The sequence below is a fragment of the Neobacillus massiliamazoniensis genome, from assembly GCF_001048695.1.
GTDB lineage: Bacteria > Bacillota > Bacilli > Bacillales > Cytobacillaceae > Neobacillus > Neobacillus massiliamazoniensis.
On record NZ_CVRB01000004.1, the window covers coordinates 245,906 to 264,900 of the forward strand.

General features: G+C 38.2%; 22 protein-coding genes. 1 reads left to right on the forward strand and 21 read right to left on the reverse strand.

Annotation, left to right across the window (positions count from 1 at the left end):
• Positions 1–311: 311 nt before the first annotated feature.
• From panD to BN1082_RS19055, 10 genes are all read right to left on the reverse strand, one after another.
• Positions 312–695, reverse strand: a complete 384-nt coding sequence (gene panD, locus BN1082_RS19010; protein ID WP_090637054.1) for an aspartate 1-decarboxylase — start codon at positions 693–695, stop codon at positions 312–314.
• A 5-nt stretch (positions 696–700) separates the two neighbouring features.
• A complete protein-coding gene (panC, locus tag BN1082_RS19015; protein ID WP_090637056.1) occupies positions 701–1,558 on the reverse strand; it encodes a pantoate--beta-alanine ligase in 858 nt (285 codons plus the stop codon).
• A complete protein-coding gene (gene panB / locus BN1082_RS19020; protein WP_090637057.1) occupies positions 1,555–2,391 on the reverse strand; it encodes a 3-methyl-2-oxobutanoate hydroxymethyltransferase in 837 nt (278 codons plus the stop codon). The genes panC and panB overlap by 4 nt, the downstream gene beginning before the upstream one ends.
• A gap of 246 nt (positions 2,392–2,637) precedes the next feature.
• On the reverse strand, positions 2,638–3,615 hold the full coding sequence (locus tag BN1082_RS19025) for a biotin--[acetyl-CoA-carboxylase] ligase (protein ID WP_090637059.1): 978 nt from the start codon (positions 3,613–3,615) through the stop codon (positions 2,638–2,640).
• The gene (locus BN1082_RS19030; protein WP_090637061.1) at positions 3,600–4,799 is read right to left on the reverse strand and encodes a CCA tRNA nucleotidyltransferase; all 1,200 of its coding nucleotides are present in this window, start codon (positions 4,797–4,799) and stop codon (positions 3,600–3,602) included. The genes BN1082_RS19025 and BN1082_RS19030 overlap by 16 nt, the downstream gene beginning before the upstream one ends.
• A gap of 10 nt (positions 4,800–4,809) precedes the next feature.
• Positions 4,810–5,940: an N-acetyl-alpha-D-glucosaminyl L-malate synthase BshA gene (gene bshA, locus BN1082_RS19035; RefSeq protein WP_090637063.1), complete on the reverse strand. Its 1,131-nt coding sequence runs from the start codon at positions 5,938–5,940 to the stop codon at positions 4,810–4,812.
• Entirely contained in the window at positions 5,940–6,650 is a 711-nt protein-coding gene (bshB1, locus tag BN1082_RS19040) for a bacillithiol biosynthesis deacetylase BshB1 (RefSeq protein WP_090637065.1), read from the reverse strand. Before bshB1 ends, bshA begins: the two co-directional genes overlap by 1 nt.
• On the reverse strand, positions 6,640–7,059 hold the full coding sequence (mgsA, locus tag BN1082_RS19045; protein ID WP_090637067.1) for a methylglyoxal synthase: 420 nt from the start codon (positions 7,057–7,059) through the stop codon (positions 6,640–6,642). Before mgsA ends, bshB1 begins: the two co-directional genes overlap by 11 nt.
• Positions 7,060–7,069: 10 nt before the next feature.
• Positions 7,070–7,873, reverse strand: coding sequence for a 4-hydroxy-tetrahydrodipicolinate reductase (dapB, locus tag BN1082_RS19050; RefSeq protein ID WP_090637069.1), 804 nt, complete (start codon positions 7,871–7,873; stop codon positions 7,070–7,072).
• 6 nt (positions 7,874–7,879) lie between these two features.
• Entirely contained in the window at positions 7,880–8,224 is a 345-nt protein-coding gene (locus BN1082_RS19055; RefSeq protein WP_090637071.1) for a nucleotide pyrophosphohydrolase, read from the reverse strand.
• 176 nt (positions 8,225–8,400) lie between these two features.
• Here BN1082_RS19055 and BN1082_RS19060 point away from each other — a divergent pair, with 176 nt between their 5' ends.
• Positions 8,401–9,267, forward strand: a complete 867-nt coding sequence (locus BN1082_RS19060; RefSeq protein WP_090637073.1) for a YitT family protein — start codon at positions 8,401–8,403, stop codon at positions 9,265–9,267.
• 208 nt (positions 9,268–9,475) lie between these two features.
• On the opposite strand, the gene BN1082_RS19070 is transcribed toward BN1082_RS19060, so the two are convergent.
• The 11 genes from BN1082_RS19070 to aroA all read right to left on the reverse strand — a co-directional run bounded on the left by BN1082_RS19070 (position 9,476) and on the right by aroA (position 18,963).
• Entirely contained in the window at positions 9,476–10,153 is a 678-nt protein-coding gene (locus BN1082_RS19070; protein ID WP_090637077.1) for a zinc metallopeptidase, read from the reverse strand.
• A 60-nt stretch (positions 10,154–10,213) separates the two neighbouring features.
• Complete coding sequence (ypjB, locus tag BN1082_RS19075) at positions 10,214–11,011, reverse strand: sporulation protein YpjB (RefSeq protein ID WP_090637079.1); 798 nt, start codon at positions 11,009–11,011, stop codon at positions 10,214–10,216.
• A gap of 73 nt (positions 11,012–11,084) precedes the next feature.
• Positions 11,085–11,675 (reverse strand): lipoprotein heptaprenylglyceryl N-acetyltransferase LhaT, encoded by a 591-nt coding sequence (lhaT, locus tag BN1082_RS19080; RefSeq protein WP_090637081.1) that lies wholly within the window; start codon positions 11,673–11,675, stop codon positions 11,085–11,087.
• 110 nt (positions 11,676–11,785) lie between these two features.
• The gene (locus BN1082_RS19085) at positions 11,786–12,559 is read right to left on the reverse strand and encodes a menaquinol-cytochrome c reductase cytochrome b/c subunit (protein WP_090637083.1); all 774 of its coding nucleotides are present in this window, start codon (positions 12,557–12,559) and stop codon (positions 11,786–11,788) included.
• A gap of 62 nt (positions 12,560–12,621) precedes the next feature.
• Complete coding sequence (gene qcrB, locus BN1082_RS19090) at positions 12,622–13,296, reverse strand: menaquinol-cytochrome c reductase cytochrome b subunit (RefSeq protein WP_090637085.1); 675 nt, start codon at positions 13,294–13,296, stop codon at positions 12,622–12,624.
• 3 nt (positions 13,297–13,299) lie between these two features.
• The gene (locus BN1082_RS19095) at positions 13,300–13,803 is read right to left on the reverse strand and encodes a QcrA and Rieske domain-containing protein (protein WP_090637087.1); all 504 of its coding nucleotides are present in this window, start codon (positions 13,801–13,803) and stop codon (positions 13,300–13,302) included.
• A 125-nt stretch (positions 13,804–13,928) separates the two neighbouring features.
• Positions 13,929–14,408 carry a YpiF family protein gene (locus BN1082_RS19100; RefSeq protein WP_090637089.1) on the reverse strand — a complete coding sequence of 160 codons (480 nt, stop codon included), beginning with the start codon at positions 14,406–14,408 and terminating at the stop codon, positions 13,929–13,931.
• Positions 14,409–14,526: 118 nt separating this feature from the next.
• A complete protein-coding gene (locus tag BN1082_RS19105; protein WP_090637091.1) occupies positions 14,527–15,090 on the reverse strand; it encodes a ReoY family proteolytic degradation factor in 564 nt (187 codons plus the stop codon).
• 32 nt (positions 15,091–15,122) lie between these two features.
• Positions 15,123–16,388: a tetratricopeptide repeat protein gene (locus BN1082_RS19110; protein WP_090637093.1), complete on the reverse strand. Its 1,266-nt coding sequence runs from the start codon at positions 16,386–16,388 to the stop codon at positions 15,123–15,125.
• A 23-nt stretch (positions 16,389–16,411) separates the two neighbouring features.
• Entirely contained in the window at positions 16,412–17,311 is a 900-nt protein-coding gene (locus tag BN1082_RS19115; protein WP_090637095.1) for a hypothetical protein, read from the reverse strand.
• A gap of 362 nt (positions 17,312–17,673) precedes the next feature.
• Positions 17,674–18,963, reverse strand: a complete 1,290-nt coding sequence (aroA, locus tag BN1082_RS19120) for a 3-phosphoshikimate 1-carboxyvinyltransferase (protein ID WP_090638426.1) — start codon at positions 18,961–18,963, stop codon at positions 17,674–17,676.
• Positions 18,964–18,995: the final 32 nt, after the last annotated feature.

An 18,995-nucleotide genomic window follows, 5' to 3' on the forward strand; every position in this document is an offset into this window, starting at 1 on the left:
TATTTTAATATCATTAATTTATAGGCTGTTCAATAGGTCTTTTGATTTGCGCTCAAGAAGCGAGCATCCGCGGGCGTGCCGGGGAGCCTCCTCGGCCCCGTACTCCCGCAGGACATTGAATTACATCCTTGAATCCGCGCACGAAGGATATGCGATAGCATTTTCGAGGAGTCGAGCGCCTTCCGCTCCAATCAACAGGCTAGCTAGCATGGACAATTAGTTAATAAAAATCGGGATTTTAGTTCACGACAAAATAAAAAATTGCCGAGAAAAATACCCTTTCTCGACAATCTGAATCCCCGATTTGGGGATTAAATAATGGTAAGTGCCGGTTCAGAATGAATTAATTCTTTGATACGATTGTTCTCATCCATTATAGCAACTTTCGGTTTGTGTTTGGAGACTTCTTCTTGTGGAACAAGTACATATGAGATAATAATGACAATATCCCCTTTTTGAACAAGGCGGGCTGCTGCACCATTGAGACAAATGACGCCGCTTCCTCTTTCACCTGGAATGATATAGGTTTCAAGTCGTGCACCATTATTATTATTGACGATTTGTACTTTTTCATTGGCCATCATTCCAACCGCATCTAATAAGTCCTCGTCAATTGTAATACTGCCGACATAATTTAAATTCGCCTCTGTGACGGTTGCGCGATGGAGTTTACCATTCATCATTGTACGAAACATAAATTTTAATCCTCCCTAGTTCCTTCAAAAATCATGTTGTCTATTAAACGAATATTTGAAAACCTCACAGCTAATGCAATGATAAAGCGACCATCTAATTTTTCTAAAGGTTCTAAATGTGGATAAGTGAGAATGTTAACATAATCCACTTTTGCATTAGGAGCAGGTGAAATGAGATCATTGATAACATTTACAATATGATCTGGATTTCTTTCCCCGTCCTCTATTGCTTTTTTCGCAGCCTGTAGGCTTTTATATAGTACTATAGCTTGCTTTCGGTCATCAGAAGTAAGATGGACATTTCTCGAGCTTTTTGCCAGACCGTCCTTTTCTCTGACAATGTCAACAGGTACAATCTTAACAGGAATATTGAGATCCGTAATTAATCCTTCAATGATGGCAACCTGTTGGGCATCCTTTTTCCCAAAGTAAGCTCGTGTTGGCATGACAAGATTAAATAACTTGGTAATCACGGTTGCAACCCCGTCAAAATGCCCCGGACGAGATTTGCCGCATAAAACATTCGTTCGTCTATGAACAGCGACGGTTACTGAAGATGACTGAGGATACATTTCTTCAACTGACGGGTAAAACAGATAATCAACCTTTTCACTCTCAGCTAAAGCACGATCCCTCTCAAAATCTCTTGGATAGGTAGCGTAATCTTCATTTGGCCCAAATTGCAATGGGTTTACAAATATACTTAAAACGACGATATCATTTTCCTCTCTTGCTTCCTTTATCAGAGTTAAATGACCTTCATGCAAAAATCCCATTGTCGGGACAAAACCTATCGTTTTTGACATGCTTCTCTGTTTGCAAATTTCTGATTGTATCTCGTTAATAGATGTGATGACCTTCATACTTTACCCCCGTACAATGCTTTCAGCTCTTGTTCTTTCATTGTGAATGAGTGTTTATCTTCTGGAAAAAGATTGTTTTTAACATCCGCTGTATATGATTCGATTGATTCATTTATTAATGGATTGAGAGAAGTGTACTGTTTTACGAATTTAGGGACGCGTTCAACACCATAGCCTAAAATATCGTGGAAAACAAGCACTTGACCATCTACGTCAATTCCAGCACCAATCCCAATAACAGGTATGGAAACAGACTTTGTCACTTCATTCGCAAGCTGCTTTGGAACACATTCAAGTACTAAAGCAAAAGCTCCCGCTTCCTCAACCCTTTTGGCATCCGCGATTAATTTTCTTGCTTCTGACGATTCTTTCGCTTGAACTTTATAACCGCCTAACACGCCAACAGATTGAGGGGTTAGTCCTAAATGGCCGCAAACAGGAATCCCTGCTCGTGTAAGAGCTGAGATCTTTTCAATAACACCTTCTGCACCTTCAAGTTTAACAGCATTAGCTCCTGTTTCTTGAATAAGCCTGCCGGCATTTACTAATGCATCCTTGATTGTTAGGTGGTAGGTTAAAAACGGCATATCCACTACGATGAACGAATTCTTTGCACCACGTTTAACAGCTTTTGTATGATGAATCATGTCCTCCATCGTAACCGGAACGGTTGATTCGTACCCGAGGACGACCATTCCAAGCGAGTCACCTACTAATATCATGTCTACACCGCTTTGCTCAGCAAGTTTTGCAGAAGGATAATCATAGGCTGTAATCATAACGATCTTTTCATTACTTTCCTTCATTTTCGAAAAATCCGTCGTTTGCTTCATCATTTTCCCTCCTTTTGTGGAAGAGGAAATAAAACAAATCTGCATTAGAGCAAAAAAAAAGGATCCATCTGAAGGCAGAGGATCCCGTAACTCTTTCGCATGTTCCATCCCTCTGTCCCGGTCCGTTACACGGATCTAGGCAGAAACCATTTAGTTTTCACGTTTTAAAACCAGGTGCAGTTCCAAATGGATACTGCCCATTGCCATGAATTATAACAAAATGTATGAAAAGTGCAAGATGGAATTTTACAACTCAATATCTGCAGAGTAGATAGAATGAATCTTACCGTGTTGATCCTCCAACTGCAGGACCCCTTCATCCGTAATTCCAAGGGCTTTACCTTCTATCGTAGTCGTTAATGTCCTTGCACGAATCTGCTTACCAATACTTATAGCATAGCTTTCCCATAATAATTTTATGGGGAAGAATCCCTCATCTAAGTATAGAAAATATAGCTTCTCTATATTCGCAAAAATATGTTTAATTAAATTCGCTCGCGTAATCACTTCTCCTTTTTCAATGAAAAGCGAAGTAGCAATAGTTTGCAGTTCGTTAGGAAAATCCTCTTGTTTCTGGTTTACATTCATTCCAATACCGATTATAGTCGAGTGAATTCGGTCCGCTTCGGCATGAAGCTCTGTTAAAATGCCTGTTACCTTTTTCCCGTTAATCAGGATATCATTCGGCCACTTTATCTCAGGAATTAACCCTGTCATCTCTTCAATCGCCTGAACAACTGCTACCGCGGTTAATAACGTCAGCTGTGGCGCCTTAGTTAATGGTATCTGCGGGCGAAGAATGAGACTCATCCAAATACCGGTATATTTTGGTGAATGCCATTTGCGATCCATTCTTCCCCTGCCAGAAATCTGTTCCTCTGCTATTACAACCGTTCCTTCTGGTACATTCTCGTATGCTAGCTGATGAGCGATTTTTTGGGTGGATTCCACACTTTCTTCGTAAAAAATGTTCTTGCCGATAAACTTTGTTTTCAAGCCAAGCCTAATTTCATCAGCAGTTAGTTTTTCTGGTGTTCTTATGATTCTGTATCCTTTTCTTCTAACCGCTTCCAATTCAAAGCCTTCTCTTCTTAATTCTTCGATATGCTTCCAAACTGCTGTCCTCGAACAGCCAATTAAATCTGCAATATACTGCCCTGATAGAAAGGAATCGCCGGCATTGGTGAAGGCGTCTAGCAATTCTTTTCTTAGTTCTGATTGCACTCCATCAGCCACTCCTTAATTTTTCTTTTATCATTTACTATTTTTCTATCTAAGATGGCTTGCTCAATAGTGAAAAGTGTCTCTTTAAGCCACGGACCTCCTTTTTGATTAAACCAAGCCATTAACTCAACACCGTTAACGTCGATTTCAGATCGATTCTTTATCGGTAGATCTTCATACAAATTTAGCCATTTTTGAATTGTTTCATTCTCTTTATTTCCTTTTAATACTTGATAAAGCTTTTCAACAGATAAAATGATGGTACTTCCGGAAGTATATAAATCATAGACTGTCCATTCTTGTTCTAATCTTTTATGAAGATAAAATAATATGAGTTGAATTTCCCTTATTTCTTTAAGGGGAAGTCGCCAATTTCGTAAAAACGTCTCCATTTGCTTACCTTTGTACTTCAAACAAAAAACAAGTAATGACCACATTTCATGTATAGCTAAATCCTGTAATTCATAGGAAAGGATTTCTTCTAAACTATCCTTATTATTCTTTAGGCTAGGTAAATAAGCGTACAAGGATGTTTCCAGCATAATACGGATGGCCTTTTTCCTGTTACTACCGAGCAGTAATTTTTCAAACTCAACTCGTTTCCGTTCAATAGCGATATTTTCCAGAAGTGGAACAAGCTCTATCAATGCTTTTTTTGTATTTTCTTCCATATCAAATGAAAGCTGACTGACGAAACGAACTGCCCTCATCATCCTTAGAGCATCTTCTTGAAAACGATCAGTTGCATTTCCAACAGTTCTGATGATTTTTTCTTTTATGGCTGTTTGTCCGGCAAATGGATCGATAATTTGACCACTGTTGTCCATTGCGATTGCATTCATGGTAAAATCCCGCCGCATGAGGTCTTCATTTAAGCTGCGAATAAAGAAGACCTCTTTGGGTCTGCGAAAATCTTTATATTCTGCCTCTGTTCTGAATGTTGTAACCTCATAGGACCTATTTCGATATATAACCAGAACAGTTCCATGTTCAATTCCAATATCCACTGTTTTCGTAAAAATTTCTTTGACCTCATCCGGTGTAGCTGATGTAGCAATGTCTACATCACTTATTCGTCTCTCAAGCAAATAATCTCTAACAGAACCGCCTACGAAGTAAGCTTCGAAACCAGCGTCTTCGAGTTTTTTTAATACAGGAACTGCTGAAAGGAAGGGTTCAATCATAGCTATCACCTTAATTCATCAACTCAAAATAAATTTGTTCATATTGTTCTACTATTCGGTCGGCACTGAACTTGCTTTTTACCGTCTCAATTGACTGTTGAGAATACGATTGATGGAGTGCTTTATCACTTAATAATTGGATTGCCTTTGTTGAAATGTCCTCTATATCTCCAACTTCGCAAATAAATCCAGTCTGTTGATGTGTGACAACTTCAGGTAACCCGCCAGTATTAGTCCCTATGCATGGAACACCGCAAGCCATTGCTTCTAGTGCGACAAGTCCAAAGCTTTCTTTTTCGGATAACAGAAGCATTAAATCGCTTATTGAATATAATTCTTCCAGATTTTCTTGTTTTCCGAGAAAAAGGACTAAGTCCTCCAGATTTAGCTCTCTGACCTGTTTACAAACCCTAGTCATTTCCGGTCCATCCCCAACTAACAACAATCTAGACGGCATGGCAGAAGAAATGTTTGCGAACGCTTTTATCACATCTTGGACTCGTTTTACAGTTCTGAAATTAGATACATGAATAATAACTTTCTCATCTTCTTTTATTTCAAATTCTTCCCGGAGATGCTTCGCGTCCCTTTTATGATAGATCCTTTCATCAACAAAATTATAAACGGTTTGGATCGGTTTATTCTGGACAATAAGCTCGTTTGTTTGTTCAACCAATGCTTTCGAAACTGCTGTGACAACATCTGATTTCTCAATTCCAAATTTAATCGCATCGGTTAATGATGGGTCATACCCAAGCACTGTTATGTCTGTTCCATGTAAGGTAGTGACGATCTTTATATCGCGATTGCTCATATGCTTCGCCAAAATGGCACAAACGGCGTGTGGAATAGCATAATGAACATGCAGTATATCTAATTTCTCACGTTTTATAACTTCAGCCATTTTATTTGCAAGTGCAATATCATACGGCGGGTATTGAAAAACAGAGTATTGATTCACTTCTACTTGATGATAATAAATGTTATGATACATTCGATTTAAGCGAAAGGGAATACTTGATGAAATAAAATGTATTTCATGTCCTCTTTCGGCTAGCATTTTCCCAAGTTCTGTCGCTACGACACCTGAGCCGCCTACAGTAGGGTAGCAAGTAATGCCAATTTTTAATTTCCCCATCATTATTCTCCTATCAAGTCACGATTCAGAAGGATTGGAAACTTAGTTTTGAAACCTTCTGCATAGGAAACCCCTACTTGTTTTCCAAACATTTTCTCTCTTGCTTCGACCGTTTCAATATATCCGTTTACAAGCGGTGTCTCAATGCTTTGTTCAGTTTGTTCAAATTGACTTTTATATGCCCTCAGAGCATCAAGCTTCTTGTCGATGAAAAGGGATATATCAATCGTGAAATCCGGTTTATGGAATCCATTTATCATATAAAAATATACTCGTTCAACCCGGTGTGGAGAATGTGAGTCATCTGTTTGATAGTTTCTGATTGCCGCAGAAAAGACCGCCTCCTCCACAAGGCGAGCACAATTCCCATGATCCGGATGACGATCTTCAAAATAAGGGGCAAACACGATTTTTGGTCTATATGTCCTTATGACCGTTACTATTTTTTTTATATATTCCTCGATTAAAAATAATCCTCGGTCAGGAAATGCTAAAGATGTTCTTAATGGTACTCCTAATATTTCCGCTGCAAGCTTCGCTTCCTTCTTTCTTAGTTCAACCGTTCCGTTTGAAGAAAGATCAGCATTCGTTAAATCGCAAATTGCGATCTTTTTTCCCTCAGATGTTAATTTAGCAATCGTTCCTGCCATGCCGATTTCAACATCATCAGCATGAGCACCGAAGGCAAGAACATGGAAATGATTATTCTCCATCTAACTCTTCATCCCTTTTATTGATATTTCTCCATTCTAAAAGCCCCTCTTCCATACCTCTAATTAATAGCTCAGCAGATCCCATATTCGTTGCGAGCGGAATAGAGTATACATCACATAGACGAACAAGGGCGGTGACATCAGGTTCATGCGGCTGGGAAGTTAATGGGTCACGAAAAAAGAAGACCGCATCCATTTTATTTCTTGCAATCATCGCACCGATTTGTTGGTCCCCTCCTAAAGGTCCTGATTGAAAACGGGTAACCTCTAAGCCCGTTGCTTCACTAATCCGTAAGCCAGTAGTGCCCGTTGCAAATAAGGAGTGTTTTGAAAAAATAGGTTGATAGGCTGTGACAAATTGTACTAGATCATCCTTTTTCTTATCATGAGCAATTAATGCAATATTCATGTCTAAGCTCCTATTCTAGAATGTTTTCAAGTCCATAAACAAAATGATTGTGTTTCATGACTGTTTCAACTGCTACCTTCACGCCTGACATGAAAGAGCCTCGATTATAGGAATCGTGCCTGAGTGTTAGAGTTTGTCCATCTGAGCCAAATAAAACCTGCTGATGGGCGACCAACCCTGGTAGACGGACAGAATGAATGTGCATACCGTCAAAGTTAGCTCCTCTCGCCCCGTTCATCGTTTCTTTTTCATTTGGATGACCTTGTTGCTTCTTTATTCTACTCTCAGAAATCATTTCAGCTGTTTTAACTGCCGTTCCAGAAGGGGCATCCAGTTTCCCATCATGATGCATTTCGATAATTTCTACATCAGGAAAATATTTTGCTGCCATTTGGGAAAATTTCATCATTAATACTGCACCAATCGCAAAATTAGGAGCAATGATACATCCAAGCTCTTTTTTCTGACAAATCTCTTCAAGCTCAGCTAAATCCTCTTTTGAAAACCCGGTTGTTCCAACAACAGGACGAACGTGATAATGGAGTGCTGTTCGAGCATGGAACATCCCCACTTCCGGTGTTGTTAAGTCAATTAAAACATCTGCCTTTATGGTTTGCAGGCACTTTTCAATATCATTATAAATAGGAACATGGTGAATAGTTTGGAAGCCTTCTAAATCGCTTAACATCATACTATCGTATTTATGGTCCACTACAGCAACCAGTTCAAAATGTGTGGTGTTAGAAACAAGCTTAACTGCCTCTCTACCCATCCGGCCGCGTGGACCGGCAATAATGATTTTAATTGGATTCATTGTTCTTCACTCCATATTTTCTGGGGTTATCCTTGTCCACCGATTTTTATCCCGTGTGTTGAATTTATTTATGACATAATCATGTGCTTCTTCGAGGTCGATATTTAATGAGTTGGCAAAACAGATAATGACAAACAGAAGGTCGCCAAGTTCTTCCTCAATTGTTCTTTCCCCTTCATCTGTTTTCTTTGGTTTCTCTCCATAAAAATGGTTTACTTCCCTAGCTAATTCTCCTAGTTCTTCCGTCAGTCTGGCAAGCATTGCTAAAGGACTAAAATAGCCTTCTTTAAATTGGCTTATGTATGCATCAACTTCCATCTGTATGTCTTTCATCGACTTTCCATTGGACATTCTTTACCACCCCATTTATGATTGCTTTTACCACCATGATAGATAAATAATAAACCATTTACAATTAATTTCTCCAATATTAAGATTTTCCCTTGATCTAATTGCTCTTCACTGTTCTATCAGCTATAATAAAAACCGCTGATTCAAAGAAAAATAGGGAAGAGGTGGGATTTTTTATGATACTTGGGCTAAAGGCGAAAAACATCTTTTTCATCATTATAGGAGCAGCCATTATGTCATTCGGTCTCGTAAATTTTAACATGCAAAATAAATTGGCAGAAGGCGGATTTACAGGGATTACACTCCTCTTTTACTTTTTGTTTAAATGGGATCCCTCATACACAAACTTAATTCTAAATATTCCTATTTTCTTTATTGGATGGAAGATGCTTGGCAGAACTGCTTTTTTATATACGATAATCGGCACGTTAGGTGTCTCCTCTTTCTTATGGGTTTTTCAACGCTTCAGTATTGATATGCCACTCCAAAATGATTTAACGTTAGCAGCGCTTTTTGCTGGTGTCTTTACGGGAATCGGCCTAGGGATTATTTTTCGATTCGGTGGCACTACCGGTGGGGTAGATATTATTGCAAGACTTGTCCAAAAATCCTATGGCTGGGCTATGGGAAAAACAATGTTTTTGTTCGATGCCTGTGTTATTACTTTATCATTGACATACTTAAACTATAAACAAGCCATGTACACTCTTGTTGCTGTTTTTGTTGGTGCGAGAGTAATTGATTTCATGCAAGAAGGTGCCTATGCAGCAAGAGGTGCTATGATTATTTCCGATAAAAATAATCATATTGCTGAAAAAATTATGGATGAAATGGAACGAGGGGTTACAGTACTTAAAGGATACGGTTCATACACAAAGGCGGATCGAGAGGTTCTGTATTGTGTTGTTGCCAAAAATGAATTAATGAGATTAAAAAATATTATAACTTCTGTCGATCCCCACGCATTCATTTCCATAACGATTGTCCATGATGTTCATGGTGAAGGCTTTACCTTGGATGAAAATAAAATGCCTATTACATAGAAAAGCGGAGGGCGCCTGCTTATCGGCGACAGGCATTAGACGAGCCGGCAAGAAGGTGCTTTTTACCTTCTTGTCCGGATTGGCTTGTGACCCCGAGCCGATGGCGCCCGGAGCTAGACAAATAGAAAAGCGGAAGCGCTTTACTCAGCCCCGACAGGCATAGAATCCAAATAGAAAAGCAATGCCACTGAAGGGCATTGCTTTTCTATTAATCATTACGTCTCATTCCTGTATAGACAAGAATCAGCCTTAGTAATTCTAAAACAGCTACAGCAGCGGCTGCAACATAGGTAAGTGCTGCGGCATTTAAGACCTGTCTTGTTTCTCTCTCTTCCACATTGCGAATCAATCCAAGTGAAACTACCTGGTCCATCGCACGACTTGAAGCATTAAGCTCAACAGGAAGAGTAATAACTTGGAACAGAACAGCAGCTGCCATAAAAATGATTCCAAGTAACAGCATCCCGCTAAGATGAATCAAAATCCCGATCATTATTAACACCCAAGATAGGCTTGAACCAAAATTAGCAACTGGAACTAAAGCGTGACGAAAACGTAAGAAGGCGTAACCTTGGTCATCCTGAATGGCATGTCCGCATTCATGGGCTGCAATCGCAGCAGCGGCAATAGATTGACCATGGTAGTTTTCAGAAGACAAGCGAACTGTTTTCGTTCTTGGATCATAATGATCACTTAAATAACCACTTTGCTCTTCTACTCCGACATGGGACAACCCATTAGCATTTAATATTTCCCTTGCAACCTCCGCACCCCTTCGATACGTCGAAGAAGGTACTCGAGAGTATTTAGCATAAGCATTTTTTACTTTGGACTGTGCCCATAATGGAATCAACATGATAATGATGAAATAAAGAAGATAAAACATTCTAAGACCTCCAGTATAAGCTCTTGTTGTTATACATTTTAGTCAAATCGATGCTAGGAGTCAATTTTTTAGATCTCTTGAACGATCCTTCTTTATTTCCTTCTCACCCTTATATTTTCTCCACCCGACATATGATAATGTCATAATAATGATGCTTCCCGTTGAGATGATAACCCACCAGATAGAGGGATCTGCTTGATCTTCATTCATGCTTTCAAATATTTTTTTCAAATCCGTTTCGAGATTGTTAAGCTCCTGTTGACTTTTTGGATTATTCACGATTTGAGTACGATATTCATCAATAAAGCTAATACGTGTATCTAATTTTTGGATATTTTCAACAGGAACATCTATTTTTAAGCTTGGATAGACGACATTGTACAAAGATAAGAATTGATTATAATTCGAATAAAAGTTTGCTGAATCTCCCTTTTCTGCTGCCATTTTGGCTTGCCCGAGAGCAGAGATAATCGAGGCTTCCATTTCTGTCCATAATGGTTTATGACTTGTCGTCGCAATGGCGTCAATAACAAGGCGGAATTTGGTGACTTTATTAAGTCTTTCCTCATATTTCATGTCAGTACTAGCGGTCGCTTCGACAGCTTCATCACGGGATTGCTTGACAATTCTTAGCTCGTCCATCGATAATGGTCGTTCTTTGCTAGAAATACTAGCGAATTGATTGGAAAAATAATCAAGCAGGTTTTTTGCATCATTATATCTATGGAATTTTACCATTTGTAAAGCCTCATCAGAGATATTATCAAGCTTCTCCATTGGAGACTCTTGTTCGGCGTATACAGATATGGGACCTAGCATAAGCATAATGGCAAAAAAAAGAATCCATTTTACATTCAATCCTTGTCCCCCCCTTCATCACTAATAAAATGTATGAATGGTTGGACAAGGATAGAACATTATTAATTAAAACTTAATATAGCTTTAATTGAAAACGATCTCGTCGTATACAGAGATAATATGCAATTGCTAAAGACACAATCGATAGCCAAAAAGTAAAGTATCCAATTTGCTTCGTATACATATCGAGCATTTCGTATTTAGGCATCATAAAAAAGACATAATCGATTATATCATTATGTAAAGTCCAAATGGCTGCAACAATTAAATGCGACCATTTAATCCTGTAAAATGGAGCATAGAGTAACCCCTCAACCGCCATTGCAAAATGAGAGAAAATCAACATATATCCTTGCCAATCCAATCCTTGAACAAAATAAACAAGAATGTTCATCACCACTGCCCAAATACCATATTTAAACAGGGTCACGATGGCTAATGCTTCTAACAGCGGCCAATTTTTCTTTAATAAAAAAGCTAAAAGAACAAAAACAAAAAACAAACTTGCGGTAGGGCTATCAGGGACAAAAGGAATGAAAATAGCAGGTGTTTCTTTTAATTGATCGCCATACCAATAAAATCCGTAAATTGTTCCTGCAATATTTACAATTAGCAATAGCTTTAAAACCGATCGGTTTGCAAGCAGAGGATAAATCCGACTCACTATTACTCCACCTTTTATTATATTTTTGACTTTGAGAACTAGCTAGCTCCTGCCCGTCACTTTAATAATAAAAAAGCTGACGATCTTACGCCAGCTTTTCTTTAAATCCGTTATTTTTTACCTAGTCCAGAAATAAAATCACTAAGCTGTTTTAGCTGTTGGTCATTTCCTTTAAATATTCCCGCAGGCATTTTGCCTTTACCGTCTTTAGCAATCTTTGATACTTCATCAGCACTTAATCCAGTTCCGATTAAGCTAGGAGCCCCAGCTCCGCCTTGAAGGTTCTCACCATGACAATTAATACAACCTTGTGCTTTAAATACTTCATAGCCAGGATCAGCTTTATTAATATCAGCTTTTGGTACAATTTTCCCTTGACGTTCTGCAGCAGCCCAGTCATGGGTCGAAACGGATTGCCAAGTCAAAAATACAATAGCAGCTAAAGCCAGAAGCATAAATCCTGTTGCTAATGGACGCTTTCTTGCACGTCTTTCCGGTCCACGGTCAAGGAATGGAGCTAATAATAATCCTCCAAAAGCAAGTCCAGGGATAATCATGGCTCCAACGATAGTATAGGGTCCAGAAGCAAATGAATATTTTAATAATTGATACAAAAACAAGAAGTACCAGTCTGGAAGTGGAATGTAGCTTGTATCAGTAGGATCCGCTATCCTTTCAAGCGGAGCTGGATGTGCAACGGTTAAACATAAAAATCCAACAAGAAATACTGCACCAACCATCCATTCTTTCAACAGGAAGTTAGGCCAAAATGCCTCAGTTTTGCCTGGGTATTCTGAGTAATCTTTTGGAAGCATCGGTTTGCGTGATTCTGGTGCTAAAACACGTGAATCACCTACGAACTTCATACCTTTACCGCGATGCATTGAAGAATCCCCTCCTTTTTAAGTAAAGATAAAAGAAATTTAATTAATTCGACTATTAAAAATCAAAGTGGTCCAGAAATACCTTGTTTCCGAATCATAATAAAGTGCGCTCCCATAAGTGCGAATAACACCGCAGGCAAGAAGAATACGTGAATCGCAAAGAAGCGGGTCAATGTTTGAGCACCAACAATATGTTCATTACCAGCGAGTAAAATTTTAACATATGAACCTATTAAAGGTGTTGCTTCCGCAATTTGAAGACCTACTTTTGTAGCAAAAAGCGCTTTCATATCCCAAGGTAATAAATAACCTGTAAAACCTAAACCAAGCATGACGAAGAAAATAAGAACTCCGACAATCCAGTTTAGTTCACGAGGTTTTTTATAAGCTCCTTGGAAAAAGACGCGTAATGTATGTAAAAACATCATTACAAGTACTAAACTTGCACCCCAGTGATGCATTCCGCGAACGATCTGTCCGAATGCTACCTGGTTTTGAAGATAATAAACGGATTCCCAAGCGTTTTTAATGTCTGGTACATAGTACATAGTTAAAAACATACCGGAAAGAATTTGAATAACAGTAACAAAAAATGTCATCCCGCCAAAGCAGTAAACAAACGCTGAAAAATGGTGCGCTGGGTTTACATGCTCGGGAACTTCATGGTCTGCAATATCGCGCCATAAAGGTGTAATATCTAAACGTTCATCTACCCAATCATAAATTTTGCTTAACAATTATTACACCTCCGTCCGTGGTTGTGCTTTTCCTAAATAAAGATAACCTGATTTTACTTGAACCGGATAAATATCTAGTGGTTGCGGAGGCGGTGTTCCAGGAATGTTTTTCCCACTCTTTTCATAACGACCAAAATGACAAGGACAGAAGAATTCGTTTGGATGTGCCTTGTCTGTGTTCCAGTTAACTGTACATCCTAAATGCTTACAAATTGGTGAAAGAGCAATGATTTTATCGCCATCCTTATAAGCCCAGGCAGTATTCGTAACTTCTGACTCATACCAAGCATCTTTCTGTTTAAAGGTAAAGTCAACACGTTGGGGTTCTTTCGTTAAATCTGAGACTTTCATCGGTGTAGCAATGAATTCACCGCCAGCTTCCTTTTTTAATACAGGATCAACAGCAAATCGGACCATTGGCATTAACATCCCCGCTGCCATAAAACCACCTACACCTGTTAATGTGTAGCTCAAGAATTGACGCCTTGTAACGTTATTCTTACTCACTCATATCCCCCCTCTATTTCTTAAGTAAGTTTAGCGGACAATTATTAAACACATATAATACTAGGACATTATCATGATATATCAATCTCCCATTAAGGTCAATATCATACTATTTGAAATACACATTAATTACTATCAAATTCCGAATTTTCATTCCATTTTTGCGTGAACAGGGTTAATAGCTGATTAACCTGACTGTCAATAAGAGATAATTTTTGTGAATCACTAACTGACTCAAGAGGGATTGCTGGAAGCCAGAGAATGGTCCCATTTAGTTGTTGCTCATGAATTTTCCAATCGCTTTCTGATGTTAGGTAAAATATATGTTTAAAATTACTTTTTTCAATATTTTCTTCCCATTCTTTCAACTCATTTATTACCTTTTCAGTTGATCCACTTTTTAAATAGGTAAACGATGGAAATAATAAGATTCGTCCCGTAAATTGTCTTTCCATATGAGTCGTCAGCAATGTTATAAACTGATGCTTCGCTGCAGATTGCTTCATTTCTTCTCTAAATGATAATGAAATTAAGGGAACAACCGCTGTATCCACATATTCCATTTCCTTTAAATAAGTCTCTACTTCCTCAGGAATCCACTTCATTCTTTTACCAGCCTTTCTTAATCAATTAATACAATTTTATCATTATTTCCCAGCACTATGAACCTATTACAAAACTCTTTTTCCAATTTATTTTCTATCTATACAAAAAGGAAGCTTGTTAAAAGCTTCCTTTTTGATCTGCATTTGATAGATTAATTAATTTTTTCGTTAGCATCTGAAATGCTTCACGATCCTGTTTGTCAAGAGCCTCATCGATTAATAGCAGGAGATTATCACGTTGAAAACGATCAATGCTGTCTTGTAAGAATTGTTCAGCAATCATTCCGTCTTTTTCATTCACCTGCAAGTGTTTCGGGACAAATGGATTCTCTTCAAGAACAGCAACATATTGGTGCGCTTGATTTGATGCATGAAAATTTAATTGAATATATATATATTCGTCCCGATTTAGCCGAATATCGTGAAATGATTTTTCAGCATCAGTTGTCATCACATTTTCTTTATAGAAACGAAATGGGACCTTATCCACACAATGGGTAGACATAATAAGTCCTCGTGGACAATACTGTGCTTGCTCAACAAAATGGACTTTTTCCATTAATTGATCGTGGCTCATTAAATAGTTAAGAATCCATACACATTCTCTTCTTTTTAACTGATAATGATTTAAAAACCAGCGAATAAAATCTTTTTTCTCGTTGACAGAAACAGGGGTTGCCATGATAGATTCCCTCCTCTGCATTTTCAGCTTATTTAATCTCCATCATTTGAAAAACGTTCAAGCAATTCCAAATATTCTTCGTTCGTTGGATCATTTTTTAGCAGTTGTTTAAAAATTTCGACAGCCTGTTCGATTTTTCCTTCTTCCATTAAAAAATATCCATAATCCTGTAAAAATGTTTCATTTGTCTTAAAAAAAGTATATGCACTTACATATTTGTCTAATGCATCTGAAAATTGTTCAAGTCTTTGATAAGCAACGGCCAAATCCCATAAAAATTGCGGTTCCGACTCTTCTTCCACATCTAGCTGGCTAATTAAGTCAATAACATCCTCATATTTGTCCTGTTGAAAAAAAAGTTTGTTAAGCATAAGAGCTGCTTCAGTAAATCCGGGGTCAAGAGCAATTGCCTCCCGGAAATATTGTTCTGCCTCGTCCATTTTTCCAAGTTTAATGGCAATTTTCCCACCGAAGAAAAATAATTCTTTATTAAAGTCGTCCTGCCTAATACCTTCTTGAATCGTACGAAAGCTTTTTTCCAGCTCATCTTCACGTTCATAGCTTAGTGCCAGATGAAGATAAAGAGAATGATATTCTGGGTCCAGCTCTCGGACCTCCTCAAACTTCTCAATCGCTGTTCGAGTATAGCCAGCTTGTAATGCTGTAAAGGCATATCCAAATAGTGTGTTAATTTCCAGTTTTTCTTCTATTGCCTTATCGTAGTAAACAAGTGCATCCTCAAAAGCACCAGAGGCACTTAACAAATCAGCTATCCGTTGAAAGATATTTACTCCAGCTAATTCATTTTGCTCCTCTAAAACGGTTTCATACGCATTCATCGCTTTTGTTATTTCGCCTTGTTCACTATACAGCTCTCCAAGTGCAAAATCAATTATGACCTCATTTGGTAATAATTCCTTTGCCCTCTGAAGTTTTCTCTCGGATACCTCAAATAGTCCTTGAGCTAGATAAAGGTCAGCTAATAACAATAAGGACTGTCCAAAATTCGGATCCTCTTCAGATACTTTCTCAAGTACTAGAATTGCCTCTTCGTCATCACTTAATTCAACTAAAATTTCACCTAAAAGGACAAGGAGCTCCCCTTCTTCCGGGTAACTAAGCAAAAGGTTTTCAATCAAAACCTTCGCTTCCTCTAAGAAACCAAGCTGAAATAATTCTTCAGAAAGTTGGAATTTTTCTTCGGGCGGGCCGCTGTTTAATATCACATTATATTCATTTAAAGCTTCTTTATGTTGACCATTTTCAATCATGTTAATAATTTTATTTACTCGATCCATTTCCTGTTCCTCTCGCCTCTAATTTAAAGAGAAAAATATGATGGGGTGCGCACCTTAACATATTCTCCATTTCCAGGTTTAAATAAAACCTCTTTCCCCGACCGAACTACCTTCCCCTTGTGGACGGTAACTACAAGTTTATCTTCATGATAATGAAATAATTTCTCTTCATCAACATTTTTGACTTCATTTCCCTGTAAATATAAATTATAACTTATTTCTGTACCATGCATGAGACTTGCTACTCTTGGATATAACCCCATTTTATTTAACACATTTATTGATAAAGGCTGATTGTCTTCTAGCTCGTCAAAGATGGAAGGAATTTTTCCCTTAATCATTATATATTTCCATTTCGACAAAACCTTCTTTGTTTCCTTCTTTAACATTGAAGAGATGACAGGAATGAGTGGACTATTAAACGGAAAGAGTGCTTCTCTTATCCAAGTCCAGGGAATATCCTCAAGCCTATCCCATTCGTTTATCTCAACAAAAATAGCGGGAAGTTGTTCTTTCTTGCATTTTCTAATAAGTGTTGGGGTAAGGAGCTTTAAAGGGATAAATACTCCTATTGAAAAATCAATTGGACTATTCAATAAAGCGGTTTTCGTGGCTTTCAGTTTGTTTGTTAACTCGTTTTCATTCGAAATCTTTACATAGGTAAGGAATGTTGTACTACCCTTTAATAGAAACTGTTTTATTATATATTCTTTTACCACATGATTTGGACTGTCTATTGGAATTTTTGCGTCTAACTGGCAATAAGTAGGAGTCATAATAAAAGTTTCTGCATTCATTTTCATAAATTTCTCATGGTTAAAACTTTGTTTCAGCCCAGCAATGCGGTTTTCCTTAATTAAAATTGAACATTTCGAGAATTGGCTTTGCTTGAGAATATTAGCATTTTCGATTATATAGGACATCAACTCACCCCTTTTTACCATTATAAATTCACTTTATTCTCTTGGCTGTGTTAAACTTGCTTGCTGATTTGCGCTCAAGAAGCGAGCATCCGTGGGCGTTCCGGGGAGCCTCCTAGGCGCTTAAGCGCCTGCGGGGTCTCCACTGCACCGTACTCCCGCAGGACGTTGAATTAACATCCTTGAATCAACACCGCACGAAGGAAATACGATAGCATTTTCGAGGATCTCGCGCCTTCCGCTCCAATCCATAGTTTCAAAAACAACAATGACCTTTAACTTCTAGCCATTCTCTTAAGACAAGCTATGTCAATATAAGCAAAACTATGACTTCCAAAAATCAAAAAAGCTGCAGATGGCAGCTTTTATTGGGTTAGAATATTTAAATGGTGGAAAAAGTTTGGATAGGAAACGGCTATTGCTTCAGGCCTTTCGAGATTTACCTCATTTTCACAAAGTAAAGCTGCAATGGCTAGCATCATTCCTATTCGGTGGTCACCATGACTAGAAACGGTTCCACCGATAAGCTTTGATTTTCCATGAATGACCATACCATCATTAGTTGCTTCGATTTCAGCGCCTAATTTTTTTAATTCTCCAACAACTGTATCAATCCTGTTCGTTTCTTTTACCTTTAATTCTTCTGCATTTTTGATTATGGTTATCCCTTCAGCCTGTGTTGCCAGCAAGGCAATAATCGGAATTTCATCGATTAATTTTGGAATTAAATCCCCTTCAATAACGGTTCCTTTCAGACTGGAAGTTCTCATGATGATATCTCCAATTGGTTCAAATGAAGCATCGCTAGACTGTTTGATTGATAAATCAGCACACATATTTTTTAAAACCTCAATGATTCCGGTTCTTGTTGGATTTAAACCTACATTTTTAAGAACAATTTCACTATTTGGGACAATGGCTCCTGCAACAAGGAAAAAGGCAGCTGAAGAAATATCACCAGGTACATGAATGTTTGTACCCGTTAACTTTTGACCACCATTTACTTTCATGATGTTGTGATGTTTATTTATAATACCACCAAATTTACGAATCATTCTCTCCGTATGGTCACGAGTTATAGATGGTTCTGTAATGGTAGATTCCCCTTCTGCTTGAAGAGCAGCAAGAATCAAGGACGATTTTACTTGTGCACTAGCAACTGGAAGCTGATACTGAATGGGACTTAAAATACCGCCGCGAATCGCGATAGGAGTATAGGAGCCATTTTTTCGTCCATCGATCTCGGCACCCATTTTTGCTAATGGCACTGTCACTCTTGTCATCGGCCTTTTTCCGATAGATTCATCACCGATAAGGGAAGCAAAAAAGGGTCTTCCAGCTAAAATTCCTAATAATAACCGGATTGTCGTTCCAGAATTTCCGACATCCAAAACTTCTTTTGGCTCATTCAAGCCTTCAAAGCCTTTTCCGATGATGATTATTTCCTTATCCCGTTCCTCAATTGTAACTCCTAATTTTCGGAAGCATGAAATCGTACTTAAACAATCTTCTCCCGGCAAAAAATTGGTTATTCTCGTTTCTCCGTAGGCTATCGATCCAAACATCACAGACCGGTGGGAAATCGATTTATCTCCGGGAATTTCAATTTCACCTGACAATCCCCGTATACTAGTTTGCAGTTTTTTTAACACCATGAAATCACCTTTTTTATCCATTGTCTAGCTCC

Bases quoted from the DNA above. Each gene is read 5' to 3' on its own strand.
- panD (WP_090637054.1), bottom strand. From the start codon at position 695: ATGTTTCGTACAATGATGAATGGTAAACTCCATCGCGCAACCGTCACA.
- panC (WP_090637056.1), bottom strand. From the start codon at position 1,558: ATGAAGGTCATCACATCTATTAACGAGATACAATCAGAAATTTGCAAA.
- panB (WP_090637057.1), bottom strand. From the start codon at position 2,391: ATGAAGCAAACGACGGATTTTTCGAAAATGAAGGAAAGTAATGAAAAG.
- BN1082_RS19030 (WP_090637061.1), bottom strand. From the start codon at position 4,799: ATGATTGAACCCTTCCTTTCAGCAGTTCCTGTATTAAAAAAACTCGAA.
- bshA (WP_090637063.1), bottom strand. From the start codon at position 5,940: ATGATGGGGAAATTAAAAATTGGCATTACTTGCTACCCTACTGTAGGC.
- bshB1 (WP_090637065.1), bottom strand. From the start codon at position 6,650: ATGGAGAATAATCATTTCCATGTTCTTGCCTTCGGTGCTCATGCTGAT.
- mgsA (WP_090637067.1), bottom strand. From the start codon at position 7,059: ATGAATATTGCATTAATTGCTCATGATAAGAAAAAGGATGATCTAGTA.
- dapB (WP_090637069.1), bottom strand. From the start codon at position 7,873: ATGAATCCAATTAAAATCATTATTGCCGGTCCACGCGGCCGGATGGGT.
- BN1082_RS19055 (WP_090637071.1), bottom strand. From the start codon at position 8,224: ATGTCCAATGGAAAGTCGATGAAAGACATACAGATGGAAGTTGATGCA.
- BN1082_RS19060 (WP_090637073.1), top strand. From the start codon at position 8,401: ATGATACTTGGGCTAAAGGCGAAAAACATCTTTTTCATCATTATAGGA.
- BN1082_RS19070 (WP_090637077.1), bottom strand. From the start codon at position 10,153: ATGTTTTATCTTCTTTATTTCATCATTATCATGTTGATTCCATTATGG.
- BN1082_RS19085 (WP_090637083.1), bottom strand. From the start codon at position 12,559: ATGCATCGCGGTAAAGGTATGAAGTTCGTAGGTGATTCACGTGTTTTA.
- BN1082_RS19100 (WP_090637089.1), bottom strand. From the start codon at position 14,408: ATGAAGTGGATTCCTGAGGAAGTAGAGACTTATTTAAAGGAAATGGAA.
- BN1082_RS19105 (WP_090637091.1), bottom strand. From the start codon at position 15,090: ATGGCAACCCCTGTTTCTGTCAACGAGAAAAAAGATTTTATTCGCTGG.
- BN1082_RS19110 (WP_090637093.1), bottom strand. From the start codon at position 16,388: ATGGATCGAGTAAATAAAATTATTAACATGATTGAAAATGGTCAACAT.
- BN1082_RS19115 (WP_090637095.1), bottom strand. From the start codon at position 17,311: ATGTCCTATATAATCGAAAATGCTAATATTCTCAAGCAAAGCCAATTC.
- aroA (WP_090638426.1), bottom strand. From the start codon at position 18,963: ATGGTGTTAAAAAAACTGCAAACTAGTATACGGGGATTGTCAGGTGAA.